This is a genomic window from Arthrobacter sp. Z1-15, from assembly GCF_054792395.1.
On the sequence record NZ_CP096454.1, the window covers coordinates 1,680,293 to 1,697,280 of the forward strand.

The window sequence follows — 16,988 nt, forward strand, 5'->3', positions numbered from 1 at the left end:
CGGTAGTTCCCGCGATGGCGAACGGGCGGTAGAACCTGCCCGCATTCAGGGTGATCTTTCATCCGGCCTGTTTCGCTGGGGATCATCGGCTGTCTCGGAGATTGTGTAAGCCGCTGCACCCGATTCTTCCATCCTTGAGGCTCCCGGCGGAAACCCGAAGAACCCGGACTGTAACGACGCCGAATTCAGCAGGGGAGCGGCGGCGCTCAATCCAAGACGGCGGAAATTCAGCAGCAGGCGAATTGCGGTAAACACTGCCAGCGTCCAGATAAGCGGTCCGATCAGAGGACCCAGTGCTGCATCAATCAGTGGATCTATCACTAGGGCCAACACCAAAGCTGCGGCCGCAAGGATCGTCACGACAGTCAGGATGTTGGAGAGGAGACGTGTCACCGGTTTACCTGCCGAGCCGGCTCGTTGGTCAGCCTTCTTCATGTCCGCCCCCTTCTTCATCGTTGCAGAACAGAACGGCTCCTTGAACTGCTGCCGTTGCGTCAGTCTAGATTCACCCTTTCGCTTCCGTGCGGCTGGATCAGGTAACCGCTGTCTTGCAGGGCCTGCAGAGACTGAGTTAACGATTCACCCCGCAGGAGTAGGAGGTCACTGTCGAAAGTTGATAAAACGAAGACTGGCAGGCCCTGCCGGGCGACCGCGGTTGTGAGACCGGCAACAACCCCGGCTAAATCGAACGGAACCGGCCCGTCCACGTAGAGGCAACGCCACCCGGGATCCACCTGGTCTGCGCTAAGACAGGCACTTTCCTCCGCCACCACGGAGAGCTCCTTTTGGGTGCGGGTAATCGACCATACGCCGGACAGCTGGCCAAGGTCCGCCAAAGAGGTAAGCGGATCGAAACGGTAAACGCTCAAACGGTCCGGAAGGAGAGTGAGGCTTACTACCGGCGTGGTTGGATTCAGGGTCATGTCTACACCGACTCGGTGTCGCGGAAGACGCTCACGGCGGCGTCACTCTAATCGCCCGGCCACTATGACAGAAGTTCGACGACCACCACAACTTGGGCCGCATCGAGTCGGCAGCATTCGGAGGTGCCGATTCTGAAGCAGGCCAAGCAACTCAAGGACCCGGGTGCCGCTTGGCGGGTTGGCGGGTTGCAAGGCCAATGGACCATGCGGACACAAGCTGACCACAAGCCCTGCCACGATGGGAATCATCCAGATCAGCTAGCCTGCAACGAAAGGCCCCGCCCCATGCATATTCTCGTCACCGGAGCCACAGGCCAGGTCGGGCGGCACCTCGTCTCTCAGCTTCACGAGGCCGGCCACGCCGTCCGAGCGCTCACCCGTAACCCCACCAGGGCCGGCCTGCCGGGCGGAGTCGAAACGGTCACCGGTGACCTCACTGACACCACCAGCCTTGAAGCAGCATTCGAGGGCATGGACGCCGTCCACCTGATCACTTTCGGCGGCGGCGAGGGCGGTGAGCTCACCAACGGGGCCGAGATTATTCAACTCGCCGAGCGCTCCGGCATCAGCCGGTCCACGGTCCTCGGCGGTTGGTCACCTACCAGCATTGAAGAGGCCCTGGCAGCCAGTTCTATCAGCTGGACCGTCCTGCAGCCGGCAGAATTTATGGGTAACGCGCTTGACCTGGCACCCGAAGTCCGTGCCTCACGCACAGTCTCGATGCTCGCCGCCTACCCCAGCGCCGTCGTGCACGAAGCGGACATCGCCGGCGTCGCAGCCACAGCGCTCACCACAGCCGGACACGGCGGCAAGGCCTACCCGCTGACCGGACCGGAGGCACTCACTCCTGCCCAGCGGACACGCCTGCTCGCTGATGCCACCGGTGAGCCGATCGAGTTCGTCCACCTGAGTGAGGAGGCGGAGCGTGAACGGCTTCGCGGCTACGGCTACGACGAGGACTATGTCGACTTCGGCATCCGGCTGGCCACCAACCCTCCAGAAGCAGCTGACACGATCCTGCCCACCATCGAAGAGGTCACCGGCGGCCGCCCGCGAACCTTCGCCCAGTGGGCAAACGAGCATGCCGTTCACTTCCGCGCCGTGCCCTGAGTCCAGCCACAGGCGGGGCTAGTATCGAGGCTTCGAGGGTGTCTCGGCTTTGGGATGCTCTTTGCCTACGGAGGGAAGACCGTGAATTTCACAATTCGTCGTTCCATCAACGCTCTTGGTGCGGCCGGGCTGCTGGTCATTGGCGCAGCTGCAGTGGGTCTCATCAGGGAGCCCGCACCGCAGCCGGCTCCGGAATCCGCTGATGCAGGAGCCGGTTCGCTGTTGTTCGGCGGAATCACGGAAGCCCCGAGTGGTGAAGCAAGTGCAGCGGACCGGGCCCAGCGGGAAAAGCTGGATGCTCTGCGCGGCACACAATCGGCAGAAGAATTGCAGGAACTGGCGACGTCGCCGGCGCCGGCCGTCCTGCTCTACGACCCAGCCACCCGCGAATATCTTGCCGGGTATGAACTCCCGGCACCCTAACGATCTTTCCTGACTTCAGTCCAGCCAGGGAGAGCACAGGGTGTGTATAGCCGAGGCGCGGGTGAGGTTGCTTCGGGGCAGAACGTGAACAGCCCTGCCGCAGGACAACTGAGCTTTTCGATATACTGCCATTAGCCGGTAAAACCGACCTTTGGAGAGTGCAAAAACCTCAAATGGGCCGATCGACTAAGACATCCGGGTCGCCCAGCGACCCGAGCCATAGTCCGAGTTTCAAACACTGCCGCAAGAAGTCCGGCGCTCTGCCGCCCGGACGCTGCACCTACCTCAAGGAGGTGCAGCTCTAATGCTTGAACCAATTCTGCTCCTCCTTCTAGGCATAGTTGCCATCCTGGCCATCATCGCCGCCAACGGCTATTTCGTGGCACAGGAATTCGCCTACATGTCCGTGGATCGTTCCCGCCTTGCTGCGAGAGCCGAAGCCGGTGACGCCGCAGCGCAGCGGGCCCTGAAAGTAACAAAGCGAACCTCCTTCATGCTCTCCGGAGCGCAGCTGGGCATTACTGTCACCGGGCTGCTGGTTGGTTACGTGGCCGAACCCCTCGTGGGCGAGTCCCTGGGCAGGCTCCTCGGCGGTGTCGGTGTTCCGGCCGCCGTCGGGATTTCCGTAGGTACCGTCCTTGCACTGGTGATGGCCACGGTGGTCCAGATGATCTTCGGCGAGTTGTATCCGAAGAATCTCGCCATCGCCAACGCTGAACCCATGGCCATTGGACTGGCACGCTCCACCACGGCCTATCTCACGGTTTTTGGATGGCTCATTACTGTTTTCGACCACGCCGCCAACGCTCTGCTGCGCGCCTTCCGCATCGAACCGGTCCACGACATGGACACCACGGCCACTGCGAAGGACCTTGAACGGATAGTTGCCGAATCGCGTGAAAGCGGGGATCTGCCCGAGGACCTCTCAGTCCTCATCGACCGTGTTCTGGACTTCCCGGACCGCGACGTCGACCACGCCATGATTCCGCGCAGCCGGGTAGGAACCGTAACTCCGCAGACCACCATCGGAGAGGTGCGTGCCTTGATGGCCGCCGCCCACACGCGGTATCCCGTGGTCTCGCCGACAGAGGAGCCGCTTGGCGTCGTCCAGCTCGCGGACCTCTTGGAAACCCGGGAGCCCGACGGCGCCCCGGTTTCGACAATCATGCGGCCGCCGCTGGTGGTGCCGACCCTCATGTCGCTGCCTGATGTCCTGTCCCACCTGGTGGCATCCAAGAACCAGCTGGCCTGCGTGATCGACGAATACGGCGGCTTCACCGGCGTCCTGACCCTCGAGGACCTGGCTGAGGAGCTGGTCGGCGAGCTGACCGACGAGCATGACGACCAGCCGGCCCCCTTCATCGAGACCGAAGATGCCCGGTCCTGGCGGATGGGCGGCGAAATCCATGTGGACGAAGTGGAACGTGCCATTGGGCACCAGCTGCCCGAGGGCGACTACGAGACCATTTCCGGGCTCGTCATTGCCTCCCGCGGCGCCTTGCCTGCCGCAGGAGACACGGTGCGTATCGAGCTGCCGGATGATCCGCGTGAACTCGCGCTGGAACACCAGGTCAGCCGAGCCCTCGAAGTCGACGTGCTGGAACTTGCACGCCATGTTCCCAGCGAGCTGCGTGTCCGACTGATTGAAACCGACCCCGAGAACCCGGACCACCGGGAAGACCTCAAAGAAGCCGCGGAGGAGACCCGATGAGCAGCCCCTGGGCCGTGACCGCCGTAACCGTACTGCTGATTGCCCTCAGCGCCTTCTTCGTCATCATCGAGTTTGCCCTCCTCGGTGCACGCAGCCACAGGCTCGAAGCCGAAGCCGCCAACAACAGGTCTGCCCGGGCGGCCCTGCGCGGTATCAACGAACTGACACTGATGCTTGCCGGTGCCCAGCTGGGCATCACCGCCTGCACCTTCGCCCTCGGCGCGGTCACCAAACCTGCCGTTGACGCCTGGCTGGGTCCGGTGTTCCTCTCCTGGGGACTGCCGGAACAGCTGGCAGGGGGCTCGGCGTTCGTCCTGTCGCTGCTGTTCGTGACCTTCCTGCACCTGGTGATCGGGGAGATGGCCCCCAAATCCTGGGCCATTGCTTTTCCGGAGACCTCGGCCAAGCTGATTGGCATCCCCTCCCGGGCGTTCATCTGGACAGTGCGCCCGCTGCTGAGCTGGATCAACGGCATTGCCAACCGCTTGGTGGCTGCCAGCGGCGTAACACCAGTGGAGCGCGCCGCGGTAGGCGGGCAGGATGTGGACACGATCCGGCATCTGGTGGAGCATTCCGCCTCGGTGGGCGCCCTCGATGCTTCCTTCCGAACCCAGTTGACCGGGGTGCTCGAACTGGAGAAACTCACCGTGAAGTCCCTCATTGCGCACGGATCCGTCCCCACCACGGTGTCGAGCGAAGCCACTGTAGCCGATGTGCAGGACGCCGCCCGCCGCTCCCGGCACATGCGGATCCTGGTGTCGGACAGCCAAGGCGGCGTCCCTGGCGTGCTCCATGTGCGCGACACGCTGCTCGAGGCAAAAAACCGGCCCGTCAAGGAGCTCTCCCGTCCGGCTTTCACCCTCGAGGCAGACACTCCCGTATACGAGGCGCTGGCCCGCATCCGCAGCGCCAGCGAGCAGCTGGCCGCGGTCATGGAAAAGAACCGGTTCATCGGCGTCATCACCCTCGCGGATGTGCTGCGTCGAGTGTTGCCTGAGGGTGAGGCCATGAAGCCGGCCTCGACTGTCACAGGCGGCTAGGGGCATCCATCGAGCCCAACATGGTTCGGAGCGGCCACGCCGCGGATTGCCGCGCTGACCGTTCCGACCTGAGGGTGTAGAACATTGTCGGTCCCGATTTCCGGCTGCCTGCCAATTACCGTTGACCACCGCCGGGCGGCATACCTGCCTGCCGGCAGCACGACTAGGCCCACTGCGCAGATCATTGCGATCCATTCGCCGGTAGTAAAACTTATCCACAAACCGAGGATGAGCATCGCATCACGAAGTGTAACTTCACCCCGCCGGGCGGTCCGCGTTGTGCGCCGTCCTGCGAACGAGCTTGCCGGAGGAGACGAACCCATGGAGCCAGCGCGCGCGTGGATCGGAGTCAACCAAGACTGCCTTAGCAACAATTGTGACCGGCACGGCCAGAATGGCTCCAATCGGTCCCAGGATCCACGACCAAAAAACAATGCAGACCACTTCGACGACCATCGAGAGCCCCACGGCGTCACCAATGACCTTGGCAGGCACAACCGACGTAATGATGAAATTCAGACTCACGTAAACGATGACGACCAGGAGCATCGACTCCCACCCGTGGAGCAATAGCGCGAGTATCGCGGGCGGGGTCATTCCAATCAGGAACCCAAGATAAGGGATGTAATTGCAGACTGCTGCCAGAATTCCCCAGAGCAACGCCAGGGGGATCCCCATCAATATGAGGAATATGGTGTCCAGCACCCCGACAATGACGGCAAACACCGTAGTGATTCCGATGAAACGACGGATGCCCACGACGCTCACCGCCAACGACTGAGCGAGGATTGGGTAGTCGCGCCACAGCCACTGCGCGCGCATTGGCATTTGGCTGGCCTCGATACCGAGGAAGACGAGAACAGTGCCGGTAAACACCAGGAGCGTCGCTATGTTCACCAGTGGCGGGATCTGGCCGGTAAGCCAAACGGCCGCCTGCGGGAGACTGATGCTCTGGAGGAGCTCTGCGGCCTGGGGCGATCTTATGCCGGCGTCGCTCAGTGAACCGGCGAGATCGGAAACAATGCCCTGCATCCGCTCGGAGTACTCGGGGAGCAGACTTGCCAGCCGACTTATCGAATAGATGATGACGGTCAGCAAGGCGGCCAACAGGCCGAAGACGAGGAGCAGTAGTGCGCTGAGGGCAAGTGGTCGCGGGATGCCGTGCTGGGTCAGCCAGGTGCAGATTGGGTAAACCAGCACAATGACGAATGCTGTCAGTAGAACCGGTCCGAACAGCCAGGACAATTCCCGCAGCCCCATCAACGTAATGACAATGCCGGCAACCATCAGGAAAAATGATGTTGCGCGGGGCGGGCCCGCGGGAATCGGGCTGGTCGATTCGTCTGACATTAGTCGGCGGCGTCTCGCATGAGGGGGCAGGTCATGCAGTGGCCGCCGCCGCGGCCCCGGCCCAGCTCAGCTCCCACGATGGTGATGACTTCGACTCCTGCCTTCCGGAGGGCCGCATTCGTCTGGGTGTTGCGGTCATAGGTGAACACAACTCCGGGTTCCAGCGCTACGGCATTATTCGCGCTGTCCCACTGCTGCCTCTCGGAGGCATAGAAGTCTCCGGCCGTTTCCACAACACGCAGTTTGTCGTAGCCAAGGGATGCAGCCACAACGTCAACGAAGCGCCGGTCTTTTTCATCGGTCACCTCGAGACCCGGACTCTTGTCGGAAGGCCGAAGGGTAAATGCGTGGATTCCGTCAACAATGGATGGGTGGACGGTAGCCAGATCCCTGTCGGCAAAGGTAAACACCGTGTCCAGGTGCATGGCCGTCCGAAGCTTCGGCATGCCCGCGACTACCACCCGTTCCGCCGCTTCTGCCGCAAACAAAGCCTGCGCTAATTGGGTGATCGCCTGCCTGGAAGTGCGTTCGCTCATTCCCACGAGGACTGTCCCGTTTCCAGCCGGCATAACGTCGCCGCCTTCCAGGAAAGCCTGTCCCCAATCGAGCTCTGCATCTCCCCACCACACCAGTGCACCGGAGTAATCAGGGTGGAAACGGTAAATGGCCTGCATTAGCAAGGTCTCATCATGCCGGGCCGGCCAGTACAACGGGTTCATCGTGAGCCCGCCGTAAATCCAGCTGGTGGTGTCCCGAGTGTAAAGCGTGTTCGGAAGAGGCGGTAGGAGGTACTCGGGCGTGCCCTGGGACTCCCGGGCCAGGCTGATGTAGTCGCTGCGGTAGTCAGCAGGAAGGTCCCACGTCGACAGCCCCCCTATGAGGTAGCGCGCAAGTTCAGCGCCGGCCAGCGAATCCAAGAAGGCACGTGTACCCGGGACCAGCCCGAGGCCCACCCGGTTGGCGACAATCTTCCGGTCGAGCAACCACGCCCTAGCCGCGGAGATATCCATGGTCTGTCCCAGCAGATCGTGGAGTTCGACTACTTCCACGTCTCTGTTGCGCATCTTGTTGAGGAAGTCCAAATGGTCTCGCTGGGCGTTTTCGACCCACATGACATCGTCAAACAACAGTTCGTCGCTGTTGGTGGGTGTGAGGCGTTCATGTGCAAGTCCCGGAGAACAGACCAGGACTTTGCGGAGCTTGCCAACTTCAGAATGTACTCCATAGGTGGCGGCCGGTTCGGTGCCTGCGGGAATCATATGCTTCTCCTTCTATGGTCGTGACGGAGGCAGATCAGAGCCGTATCCAGCCTTGGGAGAGGGCAGTCACGCCTGCAACTGCCCCGGCCAGCGTGAAGAGGAAGAGGATCAACTCACGCGGGCTGAAGATTCGCTGTCTGTTTTCGCGCCGTACGACGACGAACATGATCGTCACCGGGGCGTAAAAAATCAGCGAAATGAGCGCGAGGCTCAACCCGGCTGCATAGATCAGGAAGACGGTGTAGACGGTGGCCACTACCGCGACGACCAGATCCCCCCGCCAGCCGTGCTTCATCGCGCCCGAGTAAGTCTCTCCGGTGACGCACAGCTTGAGGGCGTAGAGGGCCGCAAGCAGGAACGGGATCAGGGTCAGTACTGCCGTCATGTCCAATGCGAAGTCGAAGGCGTCCTCTGAGAAGTAGGTAACAATAAGCACGAGTTGGCTCAGCATGGTGCTGAGCAGCAACGCATTGACCGGTACATCAGCCTCGGTGAGCCGGGCCAGGAACCGGGGCATGTCCCTCTCCGATGCGGCAACGTAGAGCACTTCGGCCGCCATCAGGCTCCAAGCGAGGTACGCGCCCAATACCGAAATAATCAGGCCCGCGCTGATGAACACCGTGCCCCAAGGCCCCACAGCTGCTTCGAGAACTCCCGCCATGGAAGGCTGGGGCAGCTGGGCGATTCCTTCCATCGGCAGGATTCCGTAGGACACGATGGTGACTGAAGCAAAGACGGCGAGAACGCTGAGAAAACCGAGCACCGTGGCCCGTCCTACATCCTCCCGTCGCCGGGCATGCCGGGAATAGACGCTGGCCCCTTCCACTCCGAGGAAGACAAACACGGTGACGAGCATCGTGGAACTTACCTGTTGGAAGAGCGATCCTGCATAATCCGCCCCGGCGAAGTTCCGGGCAAATACGCTCGGGTCAAACACTACGATCGCCAAAATCACGAAGACGATGATGGGAACCAGCTTGGCGACGGTAACGATGCGGTTGATAGCCGTTGCTTCTTTAATGCCTCGTCGGATGATAAAGAAAAACGCCCAGAGCCCGACCGAGGACAACGCCACGGCGAGGATTGTGTCTCCGGCGCCAAGCTGCGGGAACAGGGCGCCGAGGGTGGACATAATGAGCACCCAGTAGGTCACGTTTCCAACGCACGCGCTGGCCCAGTATCCGGCTGCGGAGAAGAACCCCACATAATCGCCGAACCCAGCTTTCGCATAGGCGAAAACGCCGGCGTCGAGCAGGGGCTTGCGCATGGCCAGCCGCTGGAAGACGAACGCCAGGGTGAGCATTCCCAGGCCGGCGATAAGCCAGGCAATAATTGCACCCAGGACCCCGGTTTCCTGCGCGAAACGCCGGGGCAGCGTGAAGACTCCCGCCCCCACCATGGACCCGACCACAACCGTGGTGAGAGTGAATAAAGACAGCTTTGCGGCTGTTGGTTTTCCTTCCAGAACCTGCGAATCAGACATGTCTCTCCCTATAGGGGGGAACGAGGGTGCTGACACTGCAACTGGGCCGCTACATCCACCCCGGGCCAAGACCCGGGGCCGGTATCCAGCGCGATATGCAGGCCAAAATACTCTGTGCTTTGGTTCACTATCAACCCGATACAGTGCATTCGAACGCAGAAGAAGTAGAAATCTGACGGCCGCGCCTTCCTTTCACGGCAGCAGTGTTGTGTGCCGCCGATCGTTTCCGTGGGGCGCGTGTATCGGCATCATGGCGCCGCGGATACGCTCGATAGGTAGGTCAGCGCGAGAACTCCTGCTCCCGGAGGTACGCCCCATGCCCGCCCATACCGACAACAACGGTTCCGCCACCCGCAGGGTGCGCCACGCGAAGAAACGCCACCCCTATTACTCGCCCCGGCTGTGGCTGCTGCCGCTGCTGGTGCTCCTGCTGCTGGGCGGCACCGGCACCGCACTCTACATCGGCGGACTCGGCAGCCCCGGCGGCCACCTGAACCACTTTCCCATCGCCGTCGTCGATGAGGATGCCGGAGCGGAAGCGCCCGACGGCGGCCGGGAAGACCTTGGTGCCACCATCACCGACCAAATGCGGCAGGGTTTTTCCCGGAACGAGGAGATCGACCTGCGGGTGCTGTCCTGGGACGAGGCCCGGGACCAGATGAGCAACGGGCAGATCCATGCAGCGGTTGTCATCCCCGAGTCCTTCTCGGCGGATGCGCTCGCCTTGGTGAACGCAACACTGACGGAAGACGAGGTGACCCGGCCCGCCGTCACCGTGTACACCGCCCCGCTGGCCGGACCGCTGGCCAGCAGCCTGGCCACAAATGCCGTCAACCCGGCGCTGGGCCAGGCCAACAAGAGCGTCGGTGAACAGCTGACCTCCGCGGCGCAGAGTGCCCAGACTGCGGCGCAGGCCCAGCTGGACCGCCAGCTCCGCACCGCCGGAGCAGAACTGCCGACGCAGCTCGAACAGCAGCTGGCACCGAAAGTGACGGGCACATCGGCCAGTTTGCTGAGTACCCCCATCCAGGTGACAACCACTGCCTATGAGACGCCGCCGGAAGGGACGGCGCTGGGCATGGGCGCGTTCTTCTACTCGGTGCTGCTGATGATCGTGGGAGTTGCCGGTTCGGTGGCGATACACTTCCTGGTCGATTCCCGGCTGGGCGTGCTGCCCATCGAGCTGGGACCGCGTTTTGTCCTGGGGCCGCCGATACGCCCGCCCCGCTGGGTTACCTTCTTCACCAAGTGGGGAATTGTCGCCCTCGGAGCCCTGCCGACGGCAGGGCTGATGATGTGGGTGGCTGCCGCCGTCGGCATGCCGATCCCGCACGGGGGCTGGTACTTCCTCACCACCTGGCTGTCCATTGTCACAGTGTCTGCGGTGACGTTTGCGCTGATCACTGCGCTGGGCAGCGCCGGAATGATCCTGTCCATGATCTACATCGTGTTCATGGGCCTGCCTGCCGCCAGCGGCGTCGTCCCGCTCGAGGCCCTGCCGGGGTTCTTCCGCTTCATCGCCCGCGGCGAACCCCTGTATCAAATGACCATGGCGAACCGCGCCGTCCTGTATTTCGACGCCGACGCCGGCGCAGGACTGCAAAGCGGCATCATCGGGATGCTGATCCTTATTGTCATCGCGGTGATTGTGGCAATGCTCTTTGCAGTCATCTACGAGCGCGCCTTTGGGCGGCGGCGGGCCCAGCTGGCTGCCGGCGGTTCCGGTCCAGGCGCCGGCGGCAGCCCGACGGCGGGGCCCGTCCAACATCCGCGCACCGGGGCGGCTCCCCGGCACGCGGGCACCTGACCTGTCCCGGAACCCCGGGAAGGAACAACAACCGGAAGGGGCACTTCCATGAAGGCTTGGCAGTTCACCGGCACCAATAATCCGCTTCAGCTCAACGAGGTTCCCGAGCCGCACGCCGGCCCCGGGCAGGTGGTCGTCGAGGTCAAGGCCGCGGGAGTGTGCCACTCCGACGTCACCGCCCTGGATGATCCCGGCTGGATGCCGCTCTTTTTCGAACTTCCGCGCACCATGGGCCACGAGAACGCCGGCGTGATCACCGAGGTGGGGGAGGGGATGGAGCACTGGAACGTCGGCGACCGGGTGGGGCTGGCCCCCGTGATGAGCGACGGCGACGCCCTCGGCTACGGCAAATGGGACGGAGGGTTTGGCCCCAAGCTGCTGGCCACGGACGATAACCTGGTCCGCCTGCCCGACGAAGTTCCCTTCGACCTGGCCGCAATGGCCACCGACGCCGGGCTGACCGCCTACCACGCGATCATGGCCGTGGGCGGCGCCAAGCAGGGGATGAAGGTGGGCGTCATCGGTCTCGGCGGCCTGGGCTACATCGGTGCCCGGGTTGCCGTGCTGGCCGGCGCCGAGGTGTACGGCGCCGAAATCAGTGCCGAAACCCGCAAGCTTGCCGACGAAATCGGACTGGCCGGCGTGGCGGATTCCATCACCGAGTTCAAGGACAAAAACCTGGACCTGATTGTGGACTATGCCGGATTCGGCACCACCACGGCTGCCGGCGTCGAGACCCTGGCCGAATTCGGCACGCTGGTGCAGGTGGGTATGGGCCGGCTGGAGGCCACCATCAACACCTATCCGATCATCATCAACCAGCTCTCCATCAAGGGCTCCAAATCCGGAACCAAGGAGGACCTCGAGGCGCTGTATGACCTAATGAAGTCCGGCAAATTGAACCCGCCGATGAATGTCATCACGCAGGCGGAAATTCCGGAGGCCATCAACAAGCTGCGCGAAGGCGGCGTTGTCGGGCGTTTTATCGCCGTCTACTAGGCCCGGCTTGTTAGCGGAGGTCGGCGGGCGAGGGCGCCGAGGAGCCCGACGACGCCGGCCGGGCCCGCAAGTGGGCGCGTTCACCCTGCGGACCGAACAGGGTGATGAATTCGACGGCGTTCAGGTCCGCGGTGCCCAGCCAGTGCGGCAGGCGGGTGTTGAACTCCGCGGCTTCTCCCGGATGCAGGACCAGTTCCTGCTCGCCGAGGACCAGCCGCAGCTTTCCGCTCAGCACATAAAGCCACTCATAGCCCTCATGCGTGCGGGGCTCCGGCACCGATGGTTTGCGCTGAGCCGGAAGGATGAACTTGTAGGCGCTGATTCCACCGGCCTTTTCCGTGAGCGGAATGATCACGGCCCCGCCGCGTTTGATCGGCTGCATGTGCACGCGCGGATCGCCGGTTGCCGGCCCGCCCACCAGCTCGTCAATGGTCACGCCGTAGGTCCTGGCCAGCGGCAGCAGCAGTTCGAGGGTGGGCCGGCGCTGCCCGGATTCCAGCCTCGAGAGCGTACTCACGGAAATGCCGGTTGCCGTCGAAAGCGCTGCCAGTGTTGTGTTGCGGTCGGACCGCAGAGTGCGGAGCCGGGGCCCGACCCCGCGCAGCGTGTCGTTTTCATCTGTGCTCATGACTCGAGTTTGCCATACCGGCAATAAAGATTGCTGATGTGTCCAGGCCGGATCCAGACTGGGAGGACGGCCGGGGCAGTGCCCGGCAACACGAATCCTGGAGGAAACCATGGCAGGGAATGAAAGCACGACGGCGGAGCGGACGGCGCAGGCAGCTGACCGGGCATCGGAGTACGACGTCGTCGTGGTAGGCGGTGCCGCAGCCGGCCTCAGCGGGGCACTGGCACTGGCCCGGGCGCGGCGGTCCGTGGCAGTGGTGGATGCCGGAGATCCGCGCAACGCCCCGGCTGCCCACGTTCACAACTACTTGGGGCGCGAGGGCGCGGCCCCGGGGGAGCTCTACAAAGTTGGCCGCGGTGAAGTGGCCGGCTACGGCGGCACTCTGATATCGGGCACGGTGTCCACCGTTACGCGGAATCCGGACGGGCGGGTCGAGGTGCTGCTGGATGACGGCCGGCTGCTGCGCGCGCGCCGGGTGCTGGCCGCTTCCGGCGCCCGGGACGTGCTGCCGGATGTTCCCGGACTCGCAGAGCACTGGGGCACCGGAGTGCTGCACTGCCCATACTGCCACGGCTGGGAAGTTCAGGACCGGGCCATCGGGATCCTGGCATCGGACCTTGGAGCGGCCCTCCACCAGGCGCTGCTGTGGCGGCAGTGGAGCGATGACGTTGTCCTGTTCCTGAACGGATGCGGCGAGCCGGACGACGGGCAGGCCGAGCAAATGGCCGCCCGCGGGATCCGGGTGGTGAGCGGCGAAGTTGCAGCAGTCGAGAGCACAACGGTTGAAGGCGAACCGGTGCTGTCCGGGGTCCGGCTGAGCTCCGGGGAACTGGTGCCGCGGCAGGCCGTGGTGGTGTTCTCGCGGCTCAGTGCACGGGCCGGATATCTTGCGGACCTGGGCATCAAGCCCGAGGAGCAGTTTATGGGCGAGCTTTCCATTGGTACGGCTGTGCCGGTCGATCCCGCGGGTGCCACGAGCATCCCGGGGGTCTACGCCGCCGGAAACCTGGCGGTGCCCATGATGCAGGTGATTGGCTCGGCTGCTGCGGGGCTTGCCGCCGGTGCTGCCATCAACGGCGATCTGATGGCCGAGGACACTGCGGAGGCCGTTGCCGCGTGCCGGAAGTGAGGCCTGCAGGACAGTGGCCCGGGCCGGCGGCTACAGCAGGTACAGCGGGGACGGCTGCGTCAGGAAGTCGCCCGGATGCGTGACGGGAGCTGAGAGCATCCCCGCGCAGGAGTCGATGAGGAAGTAGCCGACGCCGGCCCAGTTGGCCTTTTCCACTCCGTCCTGAACGCGCGCCTCGTATTCGCCGCACACCCCAAGCACCATGTTCCCGAGGATCCAGGACCGGCCGTGCAGCACGGTGTTGGACGTGCCGCCGAGGGTGCCCTGGACGCGGCGGATCAGGTCCTCGGTCACCGGACTGGCTGTGGCGGTGCGGGCAAGGATCCCGTGGACGGAGGGGACCGCACGGATCTGGGACAGAAAGCGGGCGCGCCAGCTCGGAACCGGCAGCGAGGCAAGATGTTCGGTCCACGGCAGGATCAGGCAGGCCAGCAGGTCCGTCAGCGAGGCGTCGGCGCCCAGGGTCTCGGCCAGCTCCGACCGGCGCCGGTTCGTCTCGTCAACGTGGCGGGTGACCAGAGCGCGCAGCAGATCCTCACGTCCGCCAAAGTGATAGGCGACGGCGGAGTGATTGGCCGTCCCGGCGTGCTCGGCAATCCTTCGGTTGGAGACGGCATCGATGCCGTGGAGGGCAAAGAGTTCCTCCGCGGCGTCGAGCAGGACGCTCCGTGCGTGTTCGCCGTGCTGACCCATGTGTTGTGCCTCGTTCGTTCGTGATTGTTGCCTCGATTAACCAAATTTACGCCACATGGCGTAATTTTGACGAGTCGGTCCCACAGGCCGCGCATCCGGCCGTCCGGCCGGTGCGTTCCTCGCATCACCATCGAATCACAGCACAGGAGCACGAGTTTGAGTCACATTTCCCCCACGTCCACCGACTATCCGCCGGGCAAAACTCCGGCGGAGCAGGGCGGGGAGCCGGAGGCAGCTGCCGCCGACCTCGAAGCTGCCGCGCTGAAGCGGGCCAAAGCAGAGAAAATTGGCCGCTACGTCGCCATGTTCCTCATGCCGCTGCTCATGGTGTCCATGCTGGTGGGCGGGTACCTCGCGGCAATGCACGCACCCGCTCCCAACGACATGCCGATAGCGGTTTCCGGCACCGCTCAGCAGGCGGCCGCCTTTGCCGACTCGTTTGAGGCCGCGGACCCGGAGGCCGTCGATATCCGCGTTGTCGGAACCGCCGAAGATGCACGCCAGCTCGTTCTGGACCGCGAAGTCGCCGGAGCTGTTTCGCTGGCCGACGGCACCGCCACTCTGTACACCGCAGGAGCCGCCGGCGCCTCGCAGTCCGGCACGGTCACTGCCCTGGTCGCACCGCAGGTGCTTGCGCAGGGACTGGCCCTGCAGTCCGAGGACCTCGCCCCGCTGCCGGACAATGACTCGGCCGGTTTGGGTGCCATGTTCATGACCACCGCGCTGATGCTCGCGGGCTACATGCCGCTGAGCCTGATCCTGTCCAACTCCCCGGAACTGATGAGGTTCCGGCGGTTTGTGCCCCTGCTGGCCGGCTGGTCCGCACTGATCGCAGCACTGGTGTGGACCGTCGTCGGACCTGTCATGGGCGTGGTTGAGGGACACACCGCCGCGGTGCTGGGCATCTGTGCGCTGTCGGTTTTTGCCGTCGGCAGCGTCCAGCTGTTCCTGACGCGCATCTTCGGCCCGATGGCCGTGCTGGTTGGCATGTTGTTCCTGATGGTGCTGGGTGTTCCCGCCTCCAACATGAGCATGTCCGTGCATACGATGCCGGGGATCTATCCGTGGCTGCACAGCTTCCTGCCTGCAGCCGCCACCGGCGAATCACTGCGGTCGGTGCTCTTCTTCGACGGAAACGGCGTGGGCGGGCACCTGCTGGTGCTGGCCATCGGTGCCGCGGCTGCGCTGCTGCTCACCCTTGGCCTTGATGCCCTGAAGCGGCGCCGCAAGCCCGACGCCGCCCCGCTGGCGATCAACGTGGCCTCGCTGCACGGCGGGCCGCGTCCCAAGCGCCGCCGCTGGCGCTACGTCGCGCTGGCCGGTTTCCCGCTGGCCATGGTCACGATGATGCTGTCGTTCATGCTGGGAGCCATGTACCAGCCGGCACCGCGCGACATGCCGGTCGCCGTCGTCGGCACCACCGTTGAACAGGCACAGCAGACGGTGTCCGGACTCGAGGAGAACATGGCCGGGCTCTTCGATCTGCAGGTGGCGGACTCCGCCGACGAGGCGCGGGAGCAGGTGCGGGACCGCACTGTCGTGGCCGCCTTTGTTCTGCCCTCCGCCGAGAATCCCACAGCGTCCCTGATCAGCAATGAAGCCGCCGGCATGAGCCAGCAGCAGGTGGTGAACGCGGTGTTCGGCCAGGTTGCCGCCGGGCAGCAGGTGGAACTGAAGGCCGAGGATGTTGCGCCGCTCCGCGACGACGACTCCATGGGCATGGCCACCATGTACCTGGCCATGGGCTGGATCATGGCGGGCTTCATGATCATTGTTGTCGGTTCCACCGCAGCACCGGCCAGCCGTCCGCTGCGCAAGCTGATACCGATCGTTGCCGCCTGGGCCGTTGGAATCTCGGCGTTCCTCTGGGTCATCGCCGACGTGTTTGTCGGCGCGATCGACGGGCATTTCTGGCCGCTCCTCGGCGTCGGCGCCGTCGCGGTGTTCTGCGTGGCCATGTTCACCGCGGTCTTTGAGCGGTTCATGGGCATGCTGGCCATCCTGCCGGTGATCGGCATCCTGATGTTCCTGGGCGTCCCGGCCTCCGGTGCCGCCATGTCCATTTACATGGAACCGGAGATCTTCCGCTTCCTGCACGAAGTCCTGCCGATGCCCGCTGCCGTGGAATCGATCCGCTCGATCCTGTACTTCGGCGGGGATACGGTTGGGTCGCACCTGCTGACCCTGGGAATCTGGGGTGCGGTGTCACTGGTGCTCCTGGTCATTATCGACCGGGTCAAGCCCCCGCGCACCGAGCCGTACCCGGTTGACGAGCCTGCCGCCCAGACGCCGGCTGCAGCCAAGGAAGAAGAGGCTGTTTCCGTCTAGGCGGAACAACGGGTAGCCGGCGCGGCCGGTGTCCGAGCCCAGTACGACAACGAAGGGCCGCTGCCAAGGCAGCGGCCCTTCGCCGTATGGGGACCGGGAAGCCTC

15 protein-coding genes are annotated in these 16,988 nt (G+C 64.0%); 8 read left to right on the forward strand and 7 right to left on the reverse strand.

What is annotated here, in order from left to right:
• Positions 1-45: 45 nt before the first annotated feature.
• Together M1D40_RS07745 and M1D40_RS07750 are read right to left on the reverse strand one after the other, a co-directional pair.
• Positions 46-435: a hypothetical protein gene (locus tag M1D40_RS07745; RefSeq protein ID WP_461170758.1), complete on the reverse strand. Its 390-nt coding sequence runs from the start codon at positions 433-435 to the stop codon at positions 46-48.
• A 59-nt stretch (positions 436-494) separates the two neighbouring features.
• Positions 495-923 (reverse strand): ACT domain-containing protein, encoded by a 429-nt coding sequence (locus tag M1D40_RS07750; RefSeq protein ID WP_461170759.1) that lies wholly within the window; start codon positions 921-923, stop codon positions 495-497.
• Between the two features lie 285 nt (positions 924-1,208).
• On the opposite strand from M1D40_RS07750, the gene M1D40_RS07755 reads away from it, so the two are divergent.
• The 4 genes from M1D40_RS07755 to M1D40_RS07770 all read left to right on the forward strand — a co-directional run bounded on the left by M1D40_RS07755 (position 1,209) and on the right by M1D40_RS07770 (position 5,207).
• Positions 1,209-2,033 (forward strand): SDR family oxidoreductase, encoded by an 825-nt coding sequence (locus M1D40_RS07755; RefSeq protein ID WP_461170760.1) that lies wholly within the window; start codon positions 1,209-1,211, stop codon positions 2,031-2,033.
• 81 nt (positions 2,034-2,114) lie between these two features.
• Entirely contained in the window at positions 2,115-2,456 is a 342-nt protein-coding gene (locus tag M1D40_RS07760) for a hypothetical protein (protein WP_461170761.1), read from the forward strand.
• A 304-nt stretch (positions 2,457-2,760) separates the two neighbouring features.
• Positions 2,761-4,167, forward strand: coding sequence for a hemolysin family protein (locus M1D40_RS07765; protein ID WP_461170762.1), 1,407 nt, complete (start codon positions 2,761-2,763; stop codon positions 4,165-4,167).
• Positions 4,164-5,207, forward strand: coding sequence for a CNNM domain-containing protein (locus M1D40_RS07770; RefSeq protein WP_461170763.1), 1,044 nt, complete (start codon positions 4,164-4,166; stop codon positions 5,205-5,207). The genes M1D40_RS07765 and M1D40_RS07770 overlap by 4 nt, the downstream gene beginning before the upstream one ends.
• A 255-nt stretch (positions 5,208-5,462) precedes the next feature.
• Here the strand turns inward: M1D40_RS07770 and M1D40_RS07775 are convergent, their stop codons facing one another.
• Genes M1D40_RS07775 through M1D40_RS07785 form a run of 3 tightly spaced genes read right to left on the reverse strand, consistent with a single transcriptional unit; the run spans position 5,463 to position 9,299 of the window.
• A complete protein-coding gene (locus tag M1D40_RS07775) occupies positions 5,463-6,557 on the reverse strand; it encodes an AI-2E family transporter (protein ID WP_461170764.1) in 1,095 nt (364 codons plus the stop codon).
• Positions 6,557-7,816, reverse strand: coding sequence for an arginine deiminase (locus M1D40_RS07780; RefSeq protein WP_461170765.1), 1,260 nt, complete (start codon positions 7,814-7,816; stop codon positions 6,557-6,559). The genes M1D40_RS07775 and M1D40_RS07780 overlap by 1 nt, the downstream gene beginning before the upstream one ends.
• Before the next feature lie 34 nt (positions 7,817-7,850).
• On the reverse strand, positions 7,851-9,299 hold the full coding sequence (locus M1D40_RS07785; protein WP_461170766.1) for a basic amino acid/polyamine antiporter: 1,449 nt from the start codon (positions 9,297-9,299) through the stop codon (positions 7,851-7,853).
• Positions 9,300-9,615: 316 nt separating this feature from the next.
• Between M1D40_RS07785 and M1D40_RS07790 the strand changes: the two genes are divergently transcribed.
• Both M1D40_RS07790 and M1D40_RS07795 read left to right on the forward strand, forming a co-directional pair.
• Positions 9,616-11,106 (forward strand): ABC transporter permease, encoded by a 1,491-nt coding sequence (locus M1D40_RS07790; protein ID WP_461170767.1) that lies wholly within the window; start codon positions 9,616-9,618, stop codon positions 11,104-11,106.
• 48 nt (positions 11,107-11,154) lie between these two features.
• Entirely contained in the window at positions 11,155-12,105 is a 951-nt protein-coding gene (locus tag M1D40_RS07795; RefSeq protein ID WP_461170768.1) for a zinc-binding dehydrogenase, read from the forward strand.
• Between the two features lie 10 nt (positions 12,106-12,115).
• Here M1D40_RS07795 and M1D40_RS07800 read toward each other — a convergent pair whose 3' ends face one another.
• Positions 12,116-12,733, reverse strand: a complete 618-nt coding sequence (locus M1D40_RS07800; protein WP_461170769.1) for a helix-turn-helix domain-containing protein — start codon at positions 12,731-12,733, stop codon at positions 12,116-12,118.
• A gap of 109 nt (positions 12,734-12,842) precedes the next feature.
• Here M1D40_RS07800 and M1D40_RS07805 point away from each other — a divergent pair, with 109 nt between their 5' ends.
• Positions 12,843-13,862, forward strand: a complete 1,020-nt coding sequence (locus tag M1D40_RS07805; protein ID WP_461170770.1) for an NAD(P)/FAD-dependent oxidoreductase — start codon at positions 12,843-12,845, stop codon at positions 13,860-13,862.
• Between the two features lie 30 nt (positions 13,863-13,892).
• On the opposite strand, the gene M1D40_RS07810 is transcribed toward M1D40_RS07805, so the two are convergent.
• Complete coding sequence (locus M1D40_RS07810; RefSeq protein ID WP_461170771.1) at positions 13,893-14,555, reverse strand: TetR/AcrR family transcriptional regulator; 663 nt, start codon at positions 14,553-14,555, stop codon at positions 13,893-13,895.
• A 156-nt stretch (positions 14,556-14,711) separates the two neighbouring features.
• Here M1D40_RS07810 and M1D40_RS07815 point away from each other — a divergent pair, with 156 nt between their 5' ends.
• On the forward strand, positions 14,712-16,883 hold the full coding sequence (locus M1D40_RS07815; RefSeq protein WP_461170772.1) for an ABC transporter permease: 2,172 nt from the start codon (positions 14,712-14,714) through the stop codon (positions 16,881-16,883).
• Positions 16,884-16,988: the final 105 nt, after the last annotated feature.